This window comes from Mesorhizobium sp. WSM4841, assembly GCF_055811515.1.
In genome coordinates this window covers 49403-65757 of sequence record NZ_JBVVQC010000004.1, presented here as the reverse complement: position 1 = coordinate 65757, position 16355 = coordinate 49403, and the positions used below count along the sequence as shown (strand labels likewise).

General features: G+C 63.7%; 12 protein-coding genes. 5 read left to right on the top strand and 7 right to left on the bottom strand.

The window, feature by feature from the left end; translation table 11 throughout:
• Positions 1 to 187: 187 nt before the first annotated feature.
• Together AC0L14_RS05880 and AC0L14_RS05875 are read right to left on the bottom strand one after the other, a co-directional pair.
• Positions 188 to 1933 (bottom strand): hydantoinase B/oxoprolinase family protein, encoded by a 1746-nt coding sequence (locus tag AC0L14_RS05880; RefSeq protein WP_473748897.1) that lies wholly within the window; start codon positions 1931 to 1933, stop codon positions 188 to 190.
• Position 1934: 1 nt separating this feature from the next.
• The gene (locus tag AC0L14_RS05875; protein ID WP_473748896.1) at positions 1935 to 4019 is read right to left on the bottom strand and encodes a hydantoinase/oxoprolinase family protein; all 2085 of its coding nucleotides are present in this window, start codon (positions 4017 to 4019) and stop codon (positions 1935 to 1937) included.
• A gap of 220 nt (positions 4020 to 4239) precedes the next feature.
• Between AC0L14_RS05875 and AC0L14_RS05870 the strand changes: the two genes are divergently transcribed.
• From AC0L14_RS05870 to AC0L14_RS05850, 5 genes are all read left to right on the top strand, one after another.
• Positions 4240 to 5067, top strand: coding sequence for a ferredoxin--NADP reductase (locus tag AC0L14_RS05870; protein ID WP_473529316.1), 828 nt, complete (start codon positions 4240 to 4242; stop codon positions 5065 to 5067).
• 160 nt (positions 5068 to 5227) lie between these two features.
• Complete coding sequence (gene deoC / locus AC0L14_RS05865) at positions 5228 to 6292, top strand: deoxyribose-phosphate aldolase (RefSeq protein WP_473529317.1); 1065 nt, start codon at positions 5228 to 5230, stop codon at positions 6290 to 6292.
• Between the two features lie 232 nt (positions 6293 to 6524).
• A complete protein-coding gene (locus AC0L14_RS05860; RefSeq protein WP_473748895.1) occupies positions 6525 to 8897 on the top strand; it encodes an aldehyde dehydrogenase family protein in 2373 nt (790 codons plus the stop codon).
• A gap of 187 nt (positions 8898 to 9084) precedes the next feature.
• The gene (locus AC0L14_RS05855; protein ID WP_473748894.1) at positions 9085 to 9816 is read left to right on the top strand and encodes an SDR family oxidoreductase; all 732 of its coding nucleotides are present in this window, start codon (positions 9085 to 9087) and stop codon (positions 9814 to 9816) included.
• 166 nt (positions 9817 to 9982) lie between these two features.
• A complete protein-coding gene (locus tag AC0L14_RS05850) occupies positions 9983 to 10828 on the top strand; it encodes a fumarylacetoacetate hydrolase family protein (protein WP_473529320.1) in 846 nt (281 codons plus the stop codon).
• Between the two features lie 167 nt (positions 10829 to 10995).
• Here the strand turns inward: AC0L14_RS05850 and AC0L14_RS05845 are convergent, their stop codons facing one another.
• The 5 genes from AC0L14_RS05845 to AC0L14_RS05825 all read right to left on the bottom strand — a co-directional run bounded on the left by AC0L14_RS05845 (position 10996) and on the right by AC0L14_RS05825 (position 16354).
• Positions 10996 to 11994 (bottom strand): ABC transporter ATP-binding protein, encoded by a 999-nt coding sequence (locus AC0L14_RS05845; RefSeq protein WP_292183460.1) that lies wholly within the window; start codon positions 11992 to 11994, stop codon positions 10996 to 10998.
• Positions 11995 to 12025: 31 nt separating this feature from the next.
• Positions 12026 to 13087: a Gfo/Idh/MocA family protein gene (locus AC0L14_RS05840; protein WP_473748893.1), complete on the bottom strand. Its 1062-nt coding sequence runs from the start codon at positions 13085 to 13087 to the stop codon at positions 12026 to 12028.
• Positions 13084 to 13923, bottom strand: coding sequence for a carbohydrate ABC transporter permease (locus AC0L14_RS05835; protein ID WP_292396099.1), 840 nt, complete (start codon positions 13921 to 13923; stop codon positions 13084 to 13086). Before AC0L14_RS05835 ends, AC0L14_RS05840 begins: the two co-directional genes overlap by 4 nt.
• Before the next feature lie 8 nt (positions 13924 to 13931).
• The gene (locus AC0L14_RS05830; protein ID WP_473485651.1) at positions 13932 to 14855 is read right to left on the bottom strand and encodes a carbohydrate ABC transporter permease; all 924 of its coding nucleotides are present in this window, start codon (positions 14853 to 14855) and stop codon (positions 13932 to 13934) included.
• A 239-nt stretch (positions 14856 to 15094) separates the two neighbouring features.
• Complete coding sequence (locus AC0L14_RS05825) at positions 15095 to 16354, bottom strand: ABC transporter substrate-binding protein (protein ID WP_473748892.1); 1260 nt, start codon at positions 16352 to 16354, stop codon at positions 15095 to 15097.
• Position 16355 lies beyond the last annotated feature (1 nt).

Genomic DNA, 16355 nt, shown 5'->3' with positions numbered 1-16355 from the left:
CCCCGCAGCCGCCGCCGCGGAAGGCGAGGCATACGAGGCATTTTTGCCGTCCGGCGGTCGGAGCCGGTATTTTCCCCATTAGCGTATTCGGTACGGCGGGTCAGTCAAGCGGGAAAAGTGAGAGCGGGGAAAGCGACCGCGTTGCGTCTGGTTGCGCGAAGGGGTCCCGCGGAGAACTCGTCCTATCTCAGCGGTGGGCGCGTTTCTCGTCCGTCGCCGCCCGGTCGATCGCCAGCCCGTCCGCCGACAGGGCGACGCCAAATTTCGCGCTGGCTTGCTCGGCCGTATAGTACCCCAGCCTGACATCCCTCAGCACCAGTTCCGGATCGCGCGCCAGGGGATCGCCATAGCCGCCGCCGCCCGGCGTGCCGACGCGTACGCGGTCGCCGGCCTTCAGCGCGATGTCCTGCTCCTTGGACAGGTGCGGTGGCACATGTTCCTTGCCGTCGCGGAACACGGTCACCGTGTTGACCGCGCCGTCCTTGCCGCCGAGCGCGCCCTGCGGGCCGAAGCGGCCATGGTCCATGACGAAGGAGGCGCGAGCGTCGCCGCGCAGGATCTCGACCTCATAGGCGAGGCCAAAACCGCCGCGATGCTTGCCGGCGCCGCCCGAGCCTTCGCGCAGGGCATATTGGCGGTAGAGCACCGGAAAAGCCTGCTCCATGATTTCGACCGGGGGCGATTTGGAAATGCCGATGGTCGAGCAGCCATTGGTCAGGCCGTCGTGGCCGGCGTTGCCGCCATAGCCGCCGCCGGAGATCTGGTACATGACATAGTCGCGACCACGGGCCGGGTCGTTGCCGCCGAGCGCGAAATTGCCGCTGGAGCCGGCGGGAGCCGCCGTCACCTTGTCCGGCAGTGCCTGCACCATCGCCGCGAACACCGCTTCGGCGATGCGCTGCGAGACCTCGGCCGCACAGCCGGAAACCGGTCGCGGATATTTGGCGTCGAGAAAAGTGCCTTCCGGCCGTTTGACGATCAGCGGCTCGAAGGCGCCGGCGCTGATCGGCACATCCGGGAAAATGTGACGCATGGCGAGATAGACCGAGGACAAGGTCGTCGCCAGCACGCTGTTCATCGGCCCAGCGCAGGGTTTTGACGAGCCTGAAAAATCGAAGCTGAGCGTGTCGCCCTGTTTCTCCACCGCAAGCGTGATGGTCAGCGGCTCGTTCACCACCCCGTCGGAATCGACGAAGGCCTGCGAGCGATAGATGCCATCGGGAATGGCTGATATGTTGGCGCGCATCTGCTCGGCGGCGCGGCGGCGCAGTTCGGCGATCGCCTCGACGACCGTTTCATCACCGTAACGATCCAGGATTCCATTCAGACGATCCTGGCCGATCAGCAGTGCCGCCGCTTGCGCGCGGATGTCGCCGATGCGCTGGTCGGCAACCCTGATGTTGGAGCAAATGATGGCGTAGATCTCAGGATCGAGCACGCCCTTCTTGAACAGCTTCACCGGCGGCAGCCGCAAGCCTTCCTGCTCGACCGCCGTTGCCGAGGCAGAAAAACCGCCGGGCACCGAGCCGCCGATATCGGGCCAGTGACCGGTGTTCGACAGCCAACAGAAAATCTTGCCATCCCTGTAGACCGGCATGGCGAAGCGCACATCCATCAGATGGGTGCCGCCGAGATAGGGGTCGTTGACGATGTAGATGTCGCCAGGTTCGGGCGGCAGGCAGCGGCCGTCGGCGATCATTTCGATCACCGTTCTGGTCGAATACTGCATGACGCCGACGAATACCGGCAGGCCCTGGCTGCCCTGTGCGATCAGCGAACCATCAACCGCCGAATAAATGCCGTCGGAGCGGTCGTTGGCCTCGGCGATAACAGGCGAAAACGCGGCGCGCGAAAAGGTCAGGTCCATCTCATCGCAGACCTGCTGCAGCGCCGCCTGGATGACCGAAAGCGTGATGGTGTCGAGCTTTGCCATTTCAGGCCTCACCAATGTCGATGATGATGTTGCCGTCGGTGTCCGATCGCGCCCGGTCGCCGGGCTCGAGCACGGTGGTGGCGTCCATCTGTTCAAGGATCGCCGGCCCCTCGATGACGGCGTCGAGCGGCAGCTTTTCCCTGCTGTAGACCGGCGTGTCGTGCCAGCGCCCGCCATACCAGACCGGCCGGATTTCGCGGCGCGCCTCATCAAGCGTTCTGGCGCGCCCTGCCGGGTCGATCAAACGCGACAGATCGATCGCCGGCCGCACGCCGGTCACCGAGGTGTTGAGGTTGACCAGATTGGCGCGGATTTCCGGCAGCTCGACCTTGAAGCGGGCAAAATAGGCTTTTTCGAACAGCTGCTGCAGTACCGCGCGCGTCACCGAAGACGACGGCAGCGGCACGTTGATGATGTGTGTCTGGCCGACGAACTGCATGTCGGCGGAATGCGTGACGCGGATCGTCTCCGGTTTCACCGCTTCCTTGCCGATCAGCTCTTCGCCTTCGTTTCGGTGCCGTTCCAATATCACGTGAAGCTGGATTTCATCGAGTCCCGCCACCGGCTGGTTGACGGTGTTAACGAAATCGTGCCTGAGATCGGCGACGACGCAGCCGAGCGCATTGGTGATGCCCGGCCGCGCCGGCACCAGCACCTTGGGCAGGCCGAGCTCGCGCGCCAGTGCGGTCGCATGCAGCGGCCCGGCGCCGCCGAAGGCGAACAGCGCGAAATCGCGCGGGTCATGGCCGCGCGACACCGAGACCATGCGGATGGCGCCGGCCATCTTCATGTTGCCGAGCCGCAGCACGGCGCCCGCCGCCTCGACCCCGGACAGACCGGTGGGACGCCCGATCCTGTCCTCAAAGATGCCGGTGACGTGCTCGACGGTGACCGGATTTTCGACCGCGAGCAGCTTTTTCGGCGCCAGCCGGCCGAGCACCAGATTGGCATCGGTGATGGTCGGATCAACGCCGCCGCGCCCGTAGCAGATCGGGCCGGGATTGGCGCCGGCGCTTTCCGGGCCGATCTGGATCAGGCCCGCCGCATCGACGCGGGCGATCGAACCGCCGCCGGCGCCGACCGTGTGCACCGCCACCATCGGCACATGGATCGGCATTGCATATTCGATCTCGATCTCGTTCGACACCGCCGGTTCGGCATTGCGGATCAGCGCCACGTCGGTCGAGGTGCCGCCCATGTCGTAGGTGACCAGGTTTTCGAAGCCGGCGCGTTTTCCGGTATAGGCGGCGGCGATGACACCGGAGGCCGGGCCGGACATGACGGTCTTGGCCGATTCACCTGTGACAAAGCGGGCCGAGATCATGCCGCCATTGCCGTTCATGATCAGGAAGTCGCGGGCGTAGCCTTTTGATCCCAATTCCTTGCGCAGCCGTTCGACATAGCGCTCGAGGATCGGCTGCACCGAGGCATTGACTGAAGCGGTGACGCCGCGCTCGAATTCGCGTGCTTCCGACAGCAGCGCATGCCCCGTCGTGATGTAGCCGTTCGGCCAAAGCGCGGCGGCGATCTCGGCGGCGCGCCGCTCATGCGCCGGATTGGCGTAGGAATGCAGGAAATGGATGACGAGGGATTCGCAGCCGGCCGCGATCAATTCTGAAACCGCCGCGCGCATCTCGGCTTCGTCGAGCGGAATCCGCACCCCGCCCGAGGCTTCGACCCGCTCCGACACTTCGAGCCGCAGGTTGCGCGGAATGATCGGGACGAAGGTCCCCGTCATGCCATAGGCTTGCGGCCGCGTTCGCCGACCCAGCTCGATGACGTCGCGAAAGCCGCGCGTGGTGATCATGCCGGTTTTGGCCAGTCGGCGTTCCAGCACCGCGTTGGTGGTGGTGGTCGTGCCGTGCACGATGAGGTCGATGCTGTCGACCGGGAAGCCGGTGGCACCGAGCGCCGAAACGACGCCGAAGGCTTGGTTGTCGACCGTGGTCGGGGTCTTGGCGATATGCACCCGGCCACCGTCACGGCCGTCGATCAGAAGCAGGTCGGTAAAGGTTCCGCCGACATCGATGCCGGCGACGACGCTGCCCGAGGAATCCAGCGTCTGCGCCGAAAAATTCTCTTCCATTGTCGAAACCCGAAATGTCAGGACTACAGATATGTCTCAGTTTGGAAAGGTGTTTCACGCTGGCGTCTTGACGCAAATATCATTTGTATACTAATAAATTCCGGACACAAGAGCTTACCGCTTCGCAGTGTGCAAACGGCACGCCGGAACCTGATCGGTTCGGGCGCGCAGGAGAAGGTTTGGCGTCAGCGCCCTCGGGTTGGCCAGAAGGTTAGGTTTGATGAACACCATATCAACGCTCAACACCGCCGGCGCCCGGCCGCTGCAGTTTCCTATACCGGCCAATGTCTATGCCGAAACCGTGGTCTCGGTGAAGCACTATACCGACCGGCTGTTTTCGTTCCGCATCACCCGGCCGCAGTCGCTGCGCTTCCGCTCCGGCGAGTTCGTCATGATCGGCCTGCCCAATGCCGAGAAGCCGGTGTTCCGCGCCTATTCGATCGCCAGCCCTGCCTGGGACGACGAGCTGGAATTCTTCTCGATCAAGGTACCGGACGGCCCGCTGACCTCGCAGCTGCAAAAAATCGAGATCGGCGACACCGTCATCATGCGGCAGAAGTCGACCGGCACGCTGGTGGTCGACGCGCTGACCCCGGCCAAGCGCCTGTTCATGATCTCGACCGGCACCGGCATCGCGCCGTTCGCCAGCCTGCTGCGCGATCCTGATACCTATGAGAAGTTCGAGCAGGTCGTGCTGACCCACACCTGCCGCGACAATGCCGAACTCACCTACGGCCAGGAGCTGGTTGCAGAGCTGGAGAACGATCCGCTGATCGGCGAGCTGACCGGCGGCCGCGTCACGCTCTACAATTCGACGACACGCGAAACCTCCGAGCGCATGGGCCGCATCACCGCGCTGATCGGCTCGGGAAAATTCTATGCCGATCTCGGCATCGACAAGCTCGACCCCGAGACCGACCGCATCATGATCTGCGGCTCGATGCATATGCTCAGGGACGTCAAGGAACTGGCCGAAAGCCTCGGCTTCGAGGAAGGTTCGCTGCATCATCCGGCGAGCTTCGTCGTCGAGCGCGCCTTCGTCGGCTGAGACGCAGTCCAGCGTTCGCTGCCTTCAGACTCTGATTTTGACCATGCGGTCAAAATCAGCTGCTTTCGCAGGCTTTTTCCGCTATGACCGCCTGAAGGACTCGTGAAGCGCTGCTTCACGGTCTATCTTCGGCATAAGTCGTCGAACGAAAGGGCAGGAGATGAGCAGCACAATCCGCGAAGCAGATCTTAGTGCCGACAGATTGGGACCTTCCAAAATCACGCCGCTGCCGGCGCGCACCGCCGCCAATGCGCCGACGCCGCAAGCGCACGTCATTGCCCGCAACCCAGGCATGAGGCTGGATCTCGGCTTCATGGAATCGATGCGCAGCGTCAACCGCTCTGCGCTGGAACGGCGCGTCGCCAGCCTGACCAAGCGGCGCTCGATCAAGGCCGACAACCAGGCCGCCTGGCTGCTGCGCGCCGTTGCCTGCATGGACCTGACGACGCTCAACTCGAACGACACCGAAGAGCGCGTCCGCCGGCTCTGCGCCAAGGCGGTCAATCCGTTCCGCCGCGACATCGTCGAAGGCCTCGGCATTACAGGTGAAAGGATCCGCCCGGCGGCGGTCTGCGTCTATCACCCCTTCGTCGCCACCGCCGTCGATGCGCTGCGCGGCAGCGGCATCCATGTCGCCGCCGTATCCACTGCGTTCCCGCACGGCCTCACCCCGCTTTCGACGCGCCTGCAGGAGATCGAAGCCTCGGTGAAGGACGGCGCCGACGAGATCGACGTCGTCATTCCGCGTGGCCTGGTTTTCGCCGCGAAATGGCAGGAACTCTATAACGAGATCGTCTCGATGCGCGCCGAATGCGGCGAGGCGCATCTCAAGGTCATTCTCGGCACCGGTGACCTCGCGACGCTGCGCAACGTCATGCTGGCGTCGATGGTGGCGATGATGGCGGGCGCCGACTTCATCAAGACCTCGACCGGCAAGGAAAGCGTCAACGCGACGCTGCCGGTCGGCCTTGCCATGGTGCGCGCCATCCGCGCCTATTTCGAGGAAACCGGCTATCTCATCGGCTTCAAGCCGGCCGGCGGCATTTCGACCGCCAAGGCTTCGCTCGACTGGCTGGTGCTGATGAAGGAAGAGCTCGGCCGGCGGTGGCTGGAGCCAGACCTGTTCCGCTTCGGTGCATCGAGCCTTTTGACCGACATCGAACGCCAGCTCGAACACCATCTGACCGGTCACTATTCGGCCAATCATCGCCACGCGATGGCGTGAGGCGGATGAAGGTCTTGAACGTCGAGTTCCGTGGCGCCCCCCTCTGTCCTGCCGGACATCTCCCCCACGAGGGGGGAGATTGGCTGTTTCGCCGACAGCGCCTCTTTTTTCGAGGTTGGCCGTTGGCGAAATCAAAGATGAAGGCCGATCTCCCCCCAAGTGGGGGAGATGTCCGGCAGGACAGAGGGGGGCGCGACGGAACGCTCACCAAGACGACTATCTGGAGCGCCCCATGAACATTCTCGAACGCTATCATGCCATGGACTATGGCCCGGCGCCGGAAGCCCGCAATGAGGCCGATGCCTGGCTTGCCGCGCGCGACTTTTCCAAAGCGCTGTTCATCGGCGGCGACTGGAAAGCAGCCGCAGGCGGCAAGACCTTCGAAACCAGCGACCCGTCTTCGGGAAAACTGCTGGCCAAGGTCTCGGATGCCGGAGCTGCCGATATCGACGCGGCGGTTTCGGCCGCCACAAAAGCGCTGCCGAAATGGAGCGCCAGCTCCGGCTACAGCCGAGCCAAAGTGCTCTATGCCATCGGCCGCGCCATGCAGCGCCACCAGCGGCTGTTCGCGGTGCTGGAATCGATCGACAACGGCAAGCCGATCCGCGAAAGCCGCGACATCGACGTGCCGCTGGCCATTCGCCATTTCATCCACCATGCCGGCTGGGCGCAGGCGCTGGACAAGGATTTCCCGGATCAGAAGGGCGTCGGCGTCGTCGGCCAGATCATCCCGTGGAACTTCCCGCTGCTGATGCTGGCCTGGAAGATCGCGCCGGCGCTCGCCGCCGGCTGCACGGTGGTGCTGAAGCCGGCCGAGTTCACGCCGCTCACCGCCATCCTGTTCGCCGAGATTTGTGAGCGCGCCGGCGTGCCGAAGGGTGTCGTCAACGTCGTACAGGGCGGGCCGGAGGCGGGTGCGGCCATCGTCAATCATCCCGGCGTCCAGAAGATCGCCTTCACCGGCTCGTCCGAGGTCGGCAAGATCATCCGCAAGGCCACGGCCGGCTCGGGCAAGAAACTATCGTTGGAGCTCGGCGGCAAGTCGGCTTTCGTCGTCTTCGAGGACGCCGATCTCGACAGCGCCGTCGAAGGTCTGGTCGACGGCATCTGGTTCAACCAGGGCCAGGTCTGCTGCGCCGGCTCGCGCCTGCTGGTGCAGGAAGGCGTCGCCGAAGCCTTCATCGCCAAGGTCAAGACGCGGATGAGCCGGCTGCGCGTCGGCAGCCCGCTCGACAAGAACACCGATATCGGCCCGCTGGTCGACTTGACCCAGCTCGATCGCGTCAAGGGGCTGGTCGCCGCAGGCGCAAAGCAGGGCGCCGTCTGCTGGCAGCCTGACGTGGCGCTGCCGTCCTCCGGCTATTATCACCTGCCAACGCTGGCGACAGGCGTTTCGCCGGCCAACATCCTGGCGCAGGAAGAGGTGTTCGGGCCGGTGCTGGCGACCATGACGTTCCGCAACACCGAGGAAGCGATCGAGCTCGCCAACAACACGCGCTACGGCCTGGCCGCTTCGGTGTGGAGCGAGAACATCAACCTCGCGCTGCACGTCGCGCCGCAGTTGAAGGCCGGCGTCGTCTGGGTCAACGGCACCAACATGTTCGACGCCGCCTGCGGCTTCGGCGGCTATCGCGAAAGCGGTTTTGGCCGCGAAGGCGGGCGCGAGGGCATGTTCGAATATCTCTCGGCAAAACTGCCGCTCGGCCCTGTCGTCAAGCCGGCAGCGGCTACGGCCCAACCTATCGAGCAGGTCGAAGGCGACACTATCGATCGCACGGCAAAACTGTTCATCGGCGGCAAGCAGGTCAGGCCGGACGGCAATTATTCGCTTGCCGTCGCCACCGCCAAGGGCAAGCTTGCCGGCGAGGTCGGTCTCGGCAGCCGCAAGGATATCCGTGACGCCGTCGCTGCTGCACGTGCCTGCAAAGCCTGGCCGGAAGCGACCGCCTACAACCACAGCCAGGTGCTCTACTATCTGGCCGAGAACCTGTCCGGCCGCGCGGGCGAATTTGCCGCCCGCCTCACAGAGCTGACCGGCGCCACCGCCAAGGCGGCGCGCGAAGAGGTCGAGCAGTCGATCGAGCGGCTATTCCTCTATGCCGGCCTGGCCGACAAGTTCGAGGGCCGCGTCCACCAGCCGCCGGCCCGCGCCGTCACCTTGGCGCTGCACGAGCCAGTCGGCGTCATCGGCATAGTGGCATCCGACAATGCGCCTTTGCTCGGCCTGATCTCGCTGGTGGCGCCGGCGCTCGCCATGGGCAACACCGTCGTCGCGGTGCCGTCGGAAAAATATCCGCTGCTTGCCACCGATCTCTACCAGGTCATCGAATATTCCGACGTCCCGGCCGGCGCCATCAACATCGTCACCGGCCGCAGCGCCGAGCTCGCCGGCGTGCTGGCCAAGCACGACGATGTCGACGGGCTCTGGCTGTTCGCCGATGCCGAGACCTGCGCCAAGGCCGAAGCCGACTCTGTCGGCAATCTCAAGCGCGTCTGGACCGGCAACGGCCGCAGCCTCGACTGGGCGTCGACCGAGGCCGGAGGCGATGCCTTCCTGCGCCGTGCCGTCGAGGTCAAGAACGTCTGGGTGCCCTACGGCGACTGAGCGGTCGCCTTGCGCGCGGCGTCGGACGAGAAGCGTTCGGGCTTGACGACAGAAATGATGTTCTTTACCGAGAAAAAACATTTGCTCCTAAGCGAACAGCAATACAGGCGGCATAGGAGTGCCTATCTGGCACATTGCGCCTTGGCCGCGTGCCGGTAAAAACCGGGCGGCCACAGAGGAGAAAAGCATGGCGGATCTGGCAGGCAAGATCGTTGTCGTCACGGCGGCGGCACAGGGCATCGGCCGGGCGAGCGCGCTGGCTTTCGCCAGGGCGGGCGCTGTCGTCCACGCCACCGACATCAACGAGGTGATGCTCGCCGAACTCGGCAAGACGGCTGGCATCAAGACCCGCAAGCTCGACGTGCTGAACGACGAGGCGGTGGCGTCGGCCTTCGCCGAGATCGGCGTCGTCGATGTGCTGTTCAACTGCGCCGGCTTTGTCCATTCAGGCTCGATCCTTGAGATGAAGGACGCCGATCTCGACTTTGCCTATGATCTCAACGTTCGCTCGATGATTCGCACCATCCGCGCCGTGCTGCCCGGCATGCTGGAGCGCGGCGACGGCTCGATCATCAACATGGCGTCGCTGGCCGGCTCGACCAAGGGCGTGCCCAACCGCTTCGTCTATGGGCTGACCAAGGCGGCCGTCATCGGCCTGACCAAATCGGTCGCCGCCGACTATGTCGGCAAGGGCATACGCTGCAATGCCATCTGCCCCGGCACGGTCGAAAGCCCGTCGCTGGAGGACCGCATGCATGCGCAGGGCGACTACGAGGCAGCCCGCGCCGCCTTCATCGCCCGCCAGCCGATGGGCCGCCTCGGCACGCCCGAGGAAATCGCCGATCTCGCCGTCTATCTGGCCGGCGCCACCTATACGTCGGGACAGGCTTATAATATCGACGGTGGCTGGTCGATCTAAGAGGCCATTTGAAAACTCTACTCCGCCGGGCGCCTAGCGCGGTTTTCTGCGCTTCCGGTGCTCACGTACTTTAAGTACGCTCCGCTCCGGTTCTCGAAAACCACGCCATTCGCCGCAGCGGAGCGAGTTTGCAAACGGCCTCTGCGCCGCAATTAGGAGAAAAAGAATGAAACTGCTGCGCTATGGCGAAGCGGGGAGCGAACGCCCCGGCCTACTCGATGCGGATGGGACGATCCGCGACCTCTCCGCCCATGTCACCGACATTGCCGGCAAGGCGCTCGACCCGGCGTCGCTTGAGACACTGTCGAAGCTCGATCCAAAATCGCTGCCGGCGGTTTCCGGCAAGCCGCGCATCGGTGCGTGCGTCGCCGGCACCGGCAAATTCATCTGCATCGGCCTCAACTACTCCGATCATGCCGCCGAGACCGGCGCCGTCGTGCCGCCGGAGCCGATCATCTTCATGAAGGCAAGCTCGGCCATCGTCGGGCCTGATGACGATGTGCTGATCCCGCGCGGCTCGGTCAAGACCGACTGGGAAGTCGAGCTCGGCGTGGTCATCGGCAGAAAAGCCAAATACGTCACCGAGGCCGAGGCGCTGGACTATGTCGCCGGCTATTGCGTCGCGCACGACGTTTCCGAGCGCGCCTTCCAGGCAGAGCGCCAGGGCCAGTGGACCAAGGGCAAGTCCTGCGACACGTTCGGGCCGATCGGCCCGTGGCTGGTGACCAAGGACGAGGTCCAGGACCCGCAGAACATCCCGATGTGGCTGAAGGTCAACGGCAAGACGATGCAGAACGGCTCGACCAAGACCATGGTCTATGGCGTCGCCTACCTGGTTTCCTATCTCAGCCAGTTCATGTCGCTGCATCCGGGCGACATCATCTCGACCGGCACGCCGCCCGGCGTCGGTCTCGGCATGAAGCCGCCGGTGTTCCTGAAGCCCGGCGACGTCGTCGAGCTCGGCATCGAAGGGCTGGGCATGCAGAAGCAGACGTTCAAGGCGGACGAGTAGGCGCTTCACTTTGGCAAGTTTGCGCCGCCCCTCATCTGCCTGCCGGCATCTTCTCCCCGTATAGTGGCGGGGAGAAGGACGAAGCTGCAGCGCTGACGCCCCCCTCTCCCCGTCTCTATACGGGGAGAGGGTAAGGGTGAGGGGCAGCGCCAACCTTTGCCGCAACCCTACTTCAGCACCTTCCCATCCGCTCCAAACCGATACGTCCTTGCCGGATCCGGCGTCGCGTAGAGCGTAGCGCCGGGCTCTGCGTTGTAGACGCCAAAAATGCGCACGGTGATCAGCCCGGCCTTCTCGCAGTCGAGATAGAGGTTGGTGTCGGCGCCGAGATGCTCGGCATGGACGACCGTGCCCTTCCAGGCGCCGGATTTCGCATCGACGGTCAGGTGCTCGGGACGAACGCCGATGGTCTTGGCCGTTTCGCCAAGCCTGGCGCCGTCGACGAAATTCATCTTCGGTGAGCCGATGAAGCCGGCGACGAATTCATTCGCCGGCGAATTATAAAGCTCCATCGGCCCACCGATCTGCTCGATCTTCCCCGCGTTGAGCACGACGATCTTGTCGGCCAGCGTCATCGCCTCGACCTGGTCGTGGGTGACGTAGATCATCGTCGCCTTCAGCCGGCGATGCAGCTGCGCAATCTCCAGCCTGGTGTTGACGCGCAGTGCGGCATCGAGGTTGGACAAAGGCTCGTCGAACAGGAAAAGTTTGGGCTCGCGCACCACGGCGCGGCCGATGGCGACGCGCTGGCGCTGGCCGCCGGAGAGCTCGGCCGGGCGCCTTGCGAGATAGGGCTCCAGCGACAGCATCGAGGAGGCGATGCCGATGCGGCGGTCGATCTCGGCCGCCGGCGTGCCGGCCTGCTTGAGGCCGAGGCCCATATTGTTCTTCACCGTCAGATGCGGGTAGAGCGCGTAGGTCTGGAACACCATGGCGATGCCGCGCTTGGCCGGCGGGGTTGCGGAGACGTCCGCCCCGTCGATGACCACACGCCCCGAGGTCGAATCCTCCAATCCGGCGATGACCCTGAGCAAGGTCGACTTGCCGCAGCCGGAGGGGCCGACGAAGACGACGAATTCGCCGTCGGTCACTTCGAGGTTGATGCCCTTCAGCACCTCGACCGGCCCGAAGGCTTTTTTCACATTCTCGATGTTCAGCGAGCCCACGGCTTCGTTCCTGTTCTAGAGTTTGACTGGTCTAGAGTCTGATTGGGGCGCCGCTGCGCACGCTCTCATCGGCGGCAAGGCAGACGGCGAGCGACTTCACCGCGTCGTCCATATGGCGGGTCAGATCCAGATCCTCGCGGATCGCCTTGAGCAGAAAAGCCTGTTCGCGGTCGCAGAGATCCTGATGGCCGGGTTCACCTTCCATCGACAGCATCTCATCCGCTTTGGCGAACTTGCCGTCTGCGCCGGTCGCCGCACTGTGCAGGCGGATGGTCGACGTCTTGGTGTGGGTGTCGATGTCGTCGGATTTGACGCCCTCCTTCATGACGATCGACACGCAGCCATTGGGCGAGATCACGTCCTTCACGAAGAAGGCGGTTTCCGAGATCATCGGCCCCCAGCCGGCCTCGTACCAGCCGACCGAACCATCGTCGAACAGCACCTGCAGATGACCGTAATTGTACATCGTGGGTGCAATCTCATCGGTCAGCCTCAGCCCCATGCCGCGCACCTCGACCGGCCTGGCATCGGTGATCTGCAGCATCACGTCGAGATAATGCACGCCGCAATCGACGATCGGCGACGTCGTCCGCATCAACTGCTTGTGCGTCTCCCAGCTATGGCCGGAGGATTGCTGGTTGAGGTTCATGCGGAACACGTAAGGACCGCCCAGCTTTCGCGCCTCGGCGATCAGCCTGATCCAGGACGGGTGATGGCGCAGGATGTAGCCGATCACCAGTTTTCTGCCATTGGCCTTGGCTGCCGCGACGACGCGTTTGGCATCCGCCACCGTCGTCGCCAGCGGCTTTTCGACAAAGACATGGCAGCCGGCCTCGAATGCCCTCACCGCATAGTCGGCATGGCTGTCGGAATAGGTGGCGATGCAGGCGACATCAGGTTTTTCGTCGCGCAGCGCCTCGTCGAAGGAACGCCTGATGCCATAGCCGGAAAGCCCGGCCGGCAACGGCACATCCGAGCGGTTGACAAGTGCGGCGATCTGGAAGCCCGGGTTGGTGTGATAGGCCAGCGCATGGCTACGGCCCATATTGCCGAGGCCGGCGACGACGACGCGAAGGGGTTTTTGCGAGCTCACTTGACCGCTCCCGAGGTGATGCCGCGGATCAGTTGCCGCGAGAAGATGACGTAGAGGATCAGCACCGGCATGATCGCCAGCGACAGCGCCGCCAGAATCGCGTTCCAGTTGGTGACGAACTGGCCGAGGAACAGCTGGGCGCCGAGCGTCACCGTCTTGGTTTCCTCCGACGGCGCCAGGATCAGCGGAAACCACAGATCGTTCCAGATCGGGATCATGGTGAAGACGGCGACAGTCGCCATTGATGGCCTGACCAGCGGCAGCACCAGCCGGAAGAAGATGGTGTATTCGGACAGGCCGTCGATGCGTCCGGCATTCTTCAGATCGTCGGACACCTGTTTCATGAATTCCGACAGGATGAAGACGGCGAGTGGCAGGCCTTGCGCCGTATAAACCAGGATCAGCGCCGTCAGCGTGTTGACCAGTCCGCTCGCCACCATCAGCTGCAGGATGGCGACGGTGCCGAGGCGGATCGGGATCATGATGCCGAGCGCCAGGTAAAGCCCCATCAGCGAATTGCCGCGAAAGCGATATTCCGACAGCGCGAAGGCGGCCATCGCGCCGAACAACAGCACGAAGAACAGCGAGGCGACGGTGACGACAAGGCTGTTCTGGAAATAGTGGATGAAATCGCCCTGCCCTATCACGGTGGTGTAGCCGATCAGGTCGAAGGTCTTCGGGGTCGGCGGCGCCAGCGGCGCGCCGAAGATCGCCGCGCGGGATTTAAACGAATTGACGATGACGATGATCACTGGAAACAGCGCGATCACCGTGTAGGTCAACAGCACCGCATGGGCGCCAATGGTGCGGGGCAGGGAATGGGTGGCCGTGCTCATCTCGGGCCTCAGAACTGATAGCGACGCAGGCGCGTCTGGACGAGGAACAGGTAGACGCAGACGCCGCCAAGGATGATCAGAAACATCATCGTGGCGATCGCCGCGCCCATGTTGGGATCGCCGATTTGCAGCTGGAAACCGAAGAAGGCGCGGTAAAGGAAGGTGCCGAGGATATCGGTCGAATAATTCGGCCCGGCCAGCGCGCCTTGCGCGGTGTAGATCAGGTCGAAGGCGTTGAAATTGCCGACGAAGGTCAGGATCGAGATGATGCCGATCGACGGCAGGATCAGCGGCAGCTTGATCTTCCAGAACTGCGACATGCCGGTGATGCCGTCGCATTCGGCCGCTTCGATCACCTCGTCGGGGATCGACAGCAGCGCCGCATAGATCAGCATCATCGGAATGCCGATGAACTGCCACACCGAGATCAGGCTGAGTGTGGTCAGCGCATATTGCTCCTTGCCCAGCCACGGTGTGAACAGACTTTTCAGGCCGACAAGATCCATAAGGTTTGGCGCCACGCCCCATAGCGGCGACAGGATCAGCTTCCAGGCGAAGCCGACGATGACGAAGGACAGGATCGTCGGCACGAAGATGGCTGTGCGGTAGAAGGCGGAGAATCTCAACCGCGGGCTTGAGAGAAGCGCCGCCAAAAGGACGCCGATCGGGTTCTGCACCAGCATATGAATGATGAAGAACCAGACATTGTTCCTCAGCGCATTCCAGAAACCCACGGACCAGTTAGGATCGCCGAACAGCGTGCGGAAGTTTGCCAGTCCCACGAAGACTTGGGACTGGTCTATGTTGCGGAACAAGGAGAGCTGCAGCGTGCCGGCCAGCGGCAGGATCATGATCGCCGTATAGACCAGCACTGCCGGCGCCAGAAAGACGCCGATGTGCCAGCGGAACGGTCGTTTCGGTGCTGCGGCCATGCGTTCGGTCCCCGCCGATCAGGTTCTTGCAATTGCCGCCAAAGGGCACGGCGCCTCCCTCCCCCTCGAGGGGAGGGTGCCTCGCGAAGCGAGGCGGGTGGGGTCGGCCGAGCAGTGCGCCATCGTGTTTTCGATCGCGCCTTCCGGCAACGACGAAGCCGCGGCCTCCCTCAACCGACCCCCTCTGTCGCCTCCGGCGACATCTCCCCCTCGAGGGGAGATAGCTGTTCGCCGCGCTCTTACTTCGCCGGCTTATACCAGCTGTCGAGGCCGTCCTGCAGCTTCTTTGCGGCAGCTTCCGGCGTATCGGTGCCGTTGATGACGTTGGCCGATTCAACCCAGGTCTCGTTCTCGAGGTTCGGCGTGCCGCGCCCCAGGATCTGGTAGGTCGAGCGGATCGTCGACTTGCACTTGTCGCGCCAGGAGACGAATTCCTGGGCCAGCGGGTCTTCCATCTTCACCGGCGTGTTGTTCAGGCTGAAGAAGCCCGGCAGCGCGTTGGCGTAGATAGTGGCGAAGTCCGGCGAGGCGACCCAGGACAGGAAGGTCTTGGCTGCATCGGCATTCTTCGACGCCGCATTCAGACCCATGCCGATATCGGTGTGGTCGGAGATGTAGCAGGTGTCGCCGGCCTTCTGCACCGGCGGCGGGAAGGCGCCCATCTTGAACTGGGCTTGGGTGTTGAACAGCGCGATCTCCCACGAGCCGGCAGGGTAGATGGCGGCGCGGCCAAGCGTGAACAGGTTCTGGCTGTCCGGATAGGTCTGTGCCTCAAAGCCGTCGCCGAGATAGGGCTGCCATTTGGCGAGTTCGGCAAAGGGCGCGACCCACTGCGGGTCGGTCAGTTTTTGCTCGCCCTTGATCAGCGCGGTGCGGCCTTCCTCGCCCTTCCAATAGTTCGGGCCGATGTTCTGGTAGCCCATGGTCGCGGCTTCCCAGAGGTCCTTGGTGCCCATCGCCATCGGGATGTAGGTGCCGTCGGCCTTGATCTTGTCGAGCGCGGCGTAGAACTCCTCATTGGTGGTCGGCACCTTGATGCCGAGCTGGTCGAAGGCGTCCTTGTTGTAGATGAAGCCGTGGATGACCGAAGCCATCGGCACGCAGAAGGTCGCCTTGCCGTCGTCGGTCTGCCAGGCGGCCTTGGCGACGTCGGAAAAATTCTCCATGCCCGGCAGCGCCGACAGATCGGCGAGGTTGCCCTTCTTGAAAAGTTCCAGCGACTTGTCGAACGGGCGGCAGGTGATCAGGTCGCCGGCCGAGCCGGCGGCGAGCTTGGCGCCGAGTGCGGCGTCATATTCGGTCGGTGCCGACGGCGCGAACACCACCTTGATGCCGGGGTTCTTGGCTTCAAAAGCCGGGATCAGCTTGTCCTTCCAGATGGCAAGGTCGTCGCCGCGCCAGCTTTCGATGTTGAGCGTTACGTCCTGGGCATAGGCCATTCCGGCTGAGCCGAGAATGCTGGTGCCGAGAAGCAGTGCCGTCAGTAGTTTCGTTGTCATG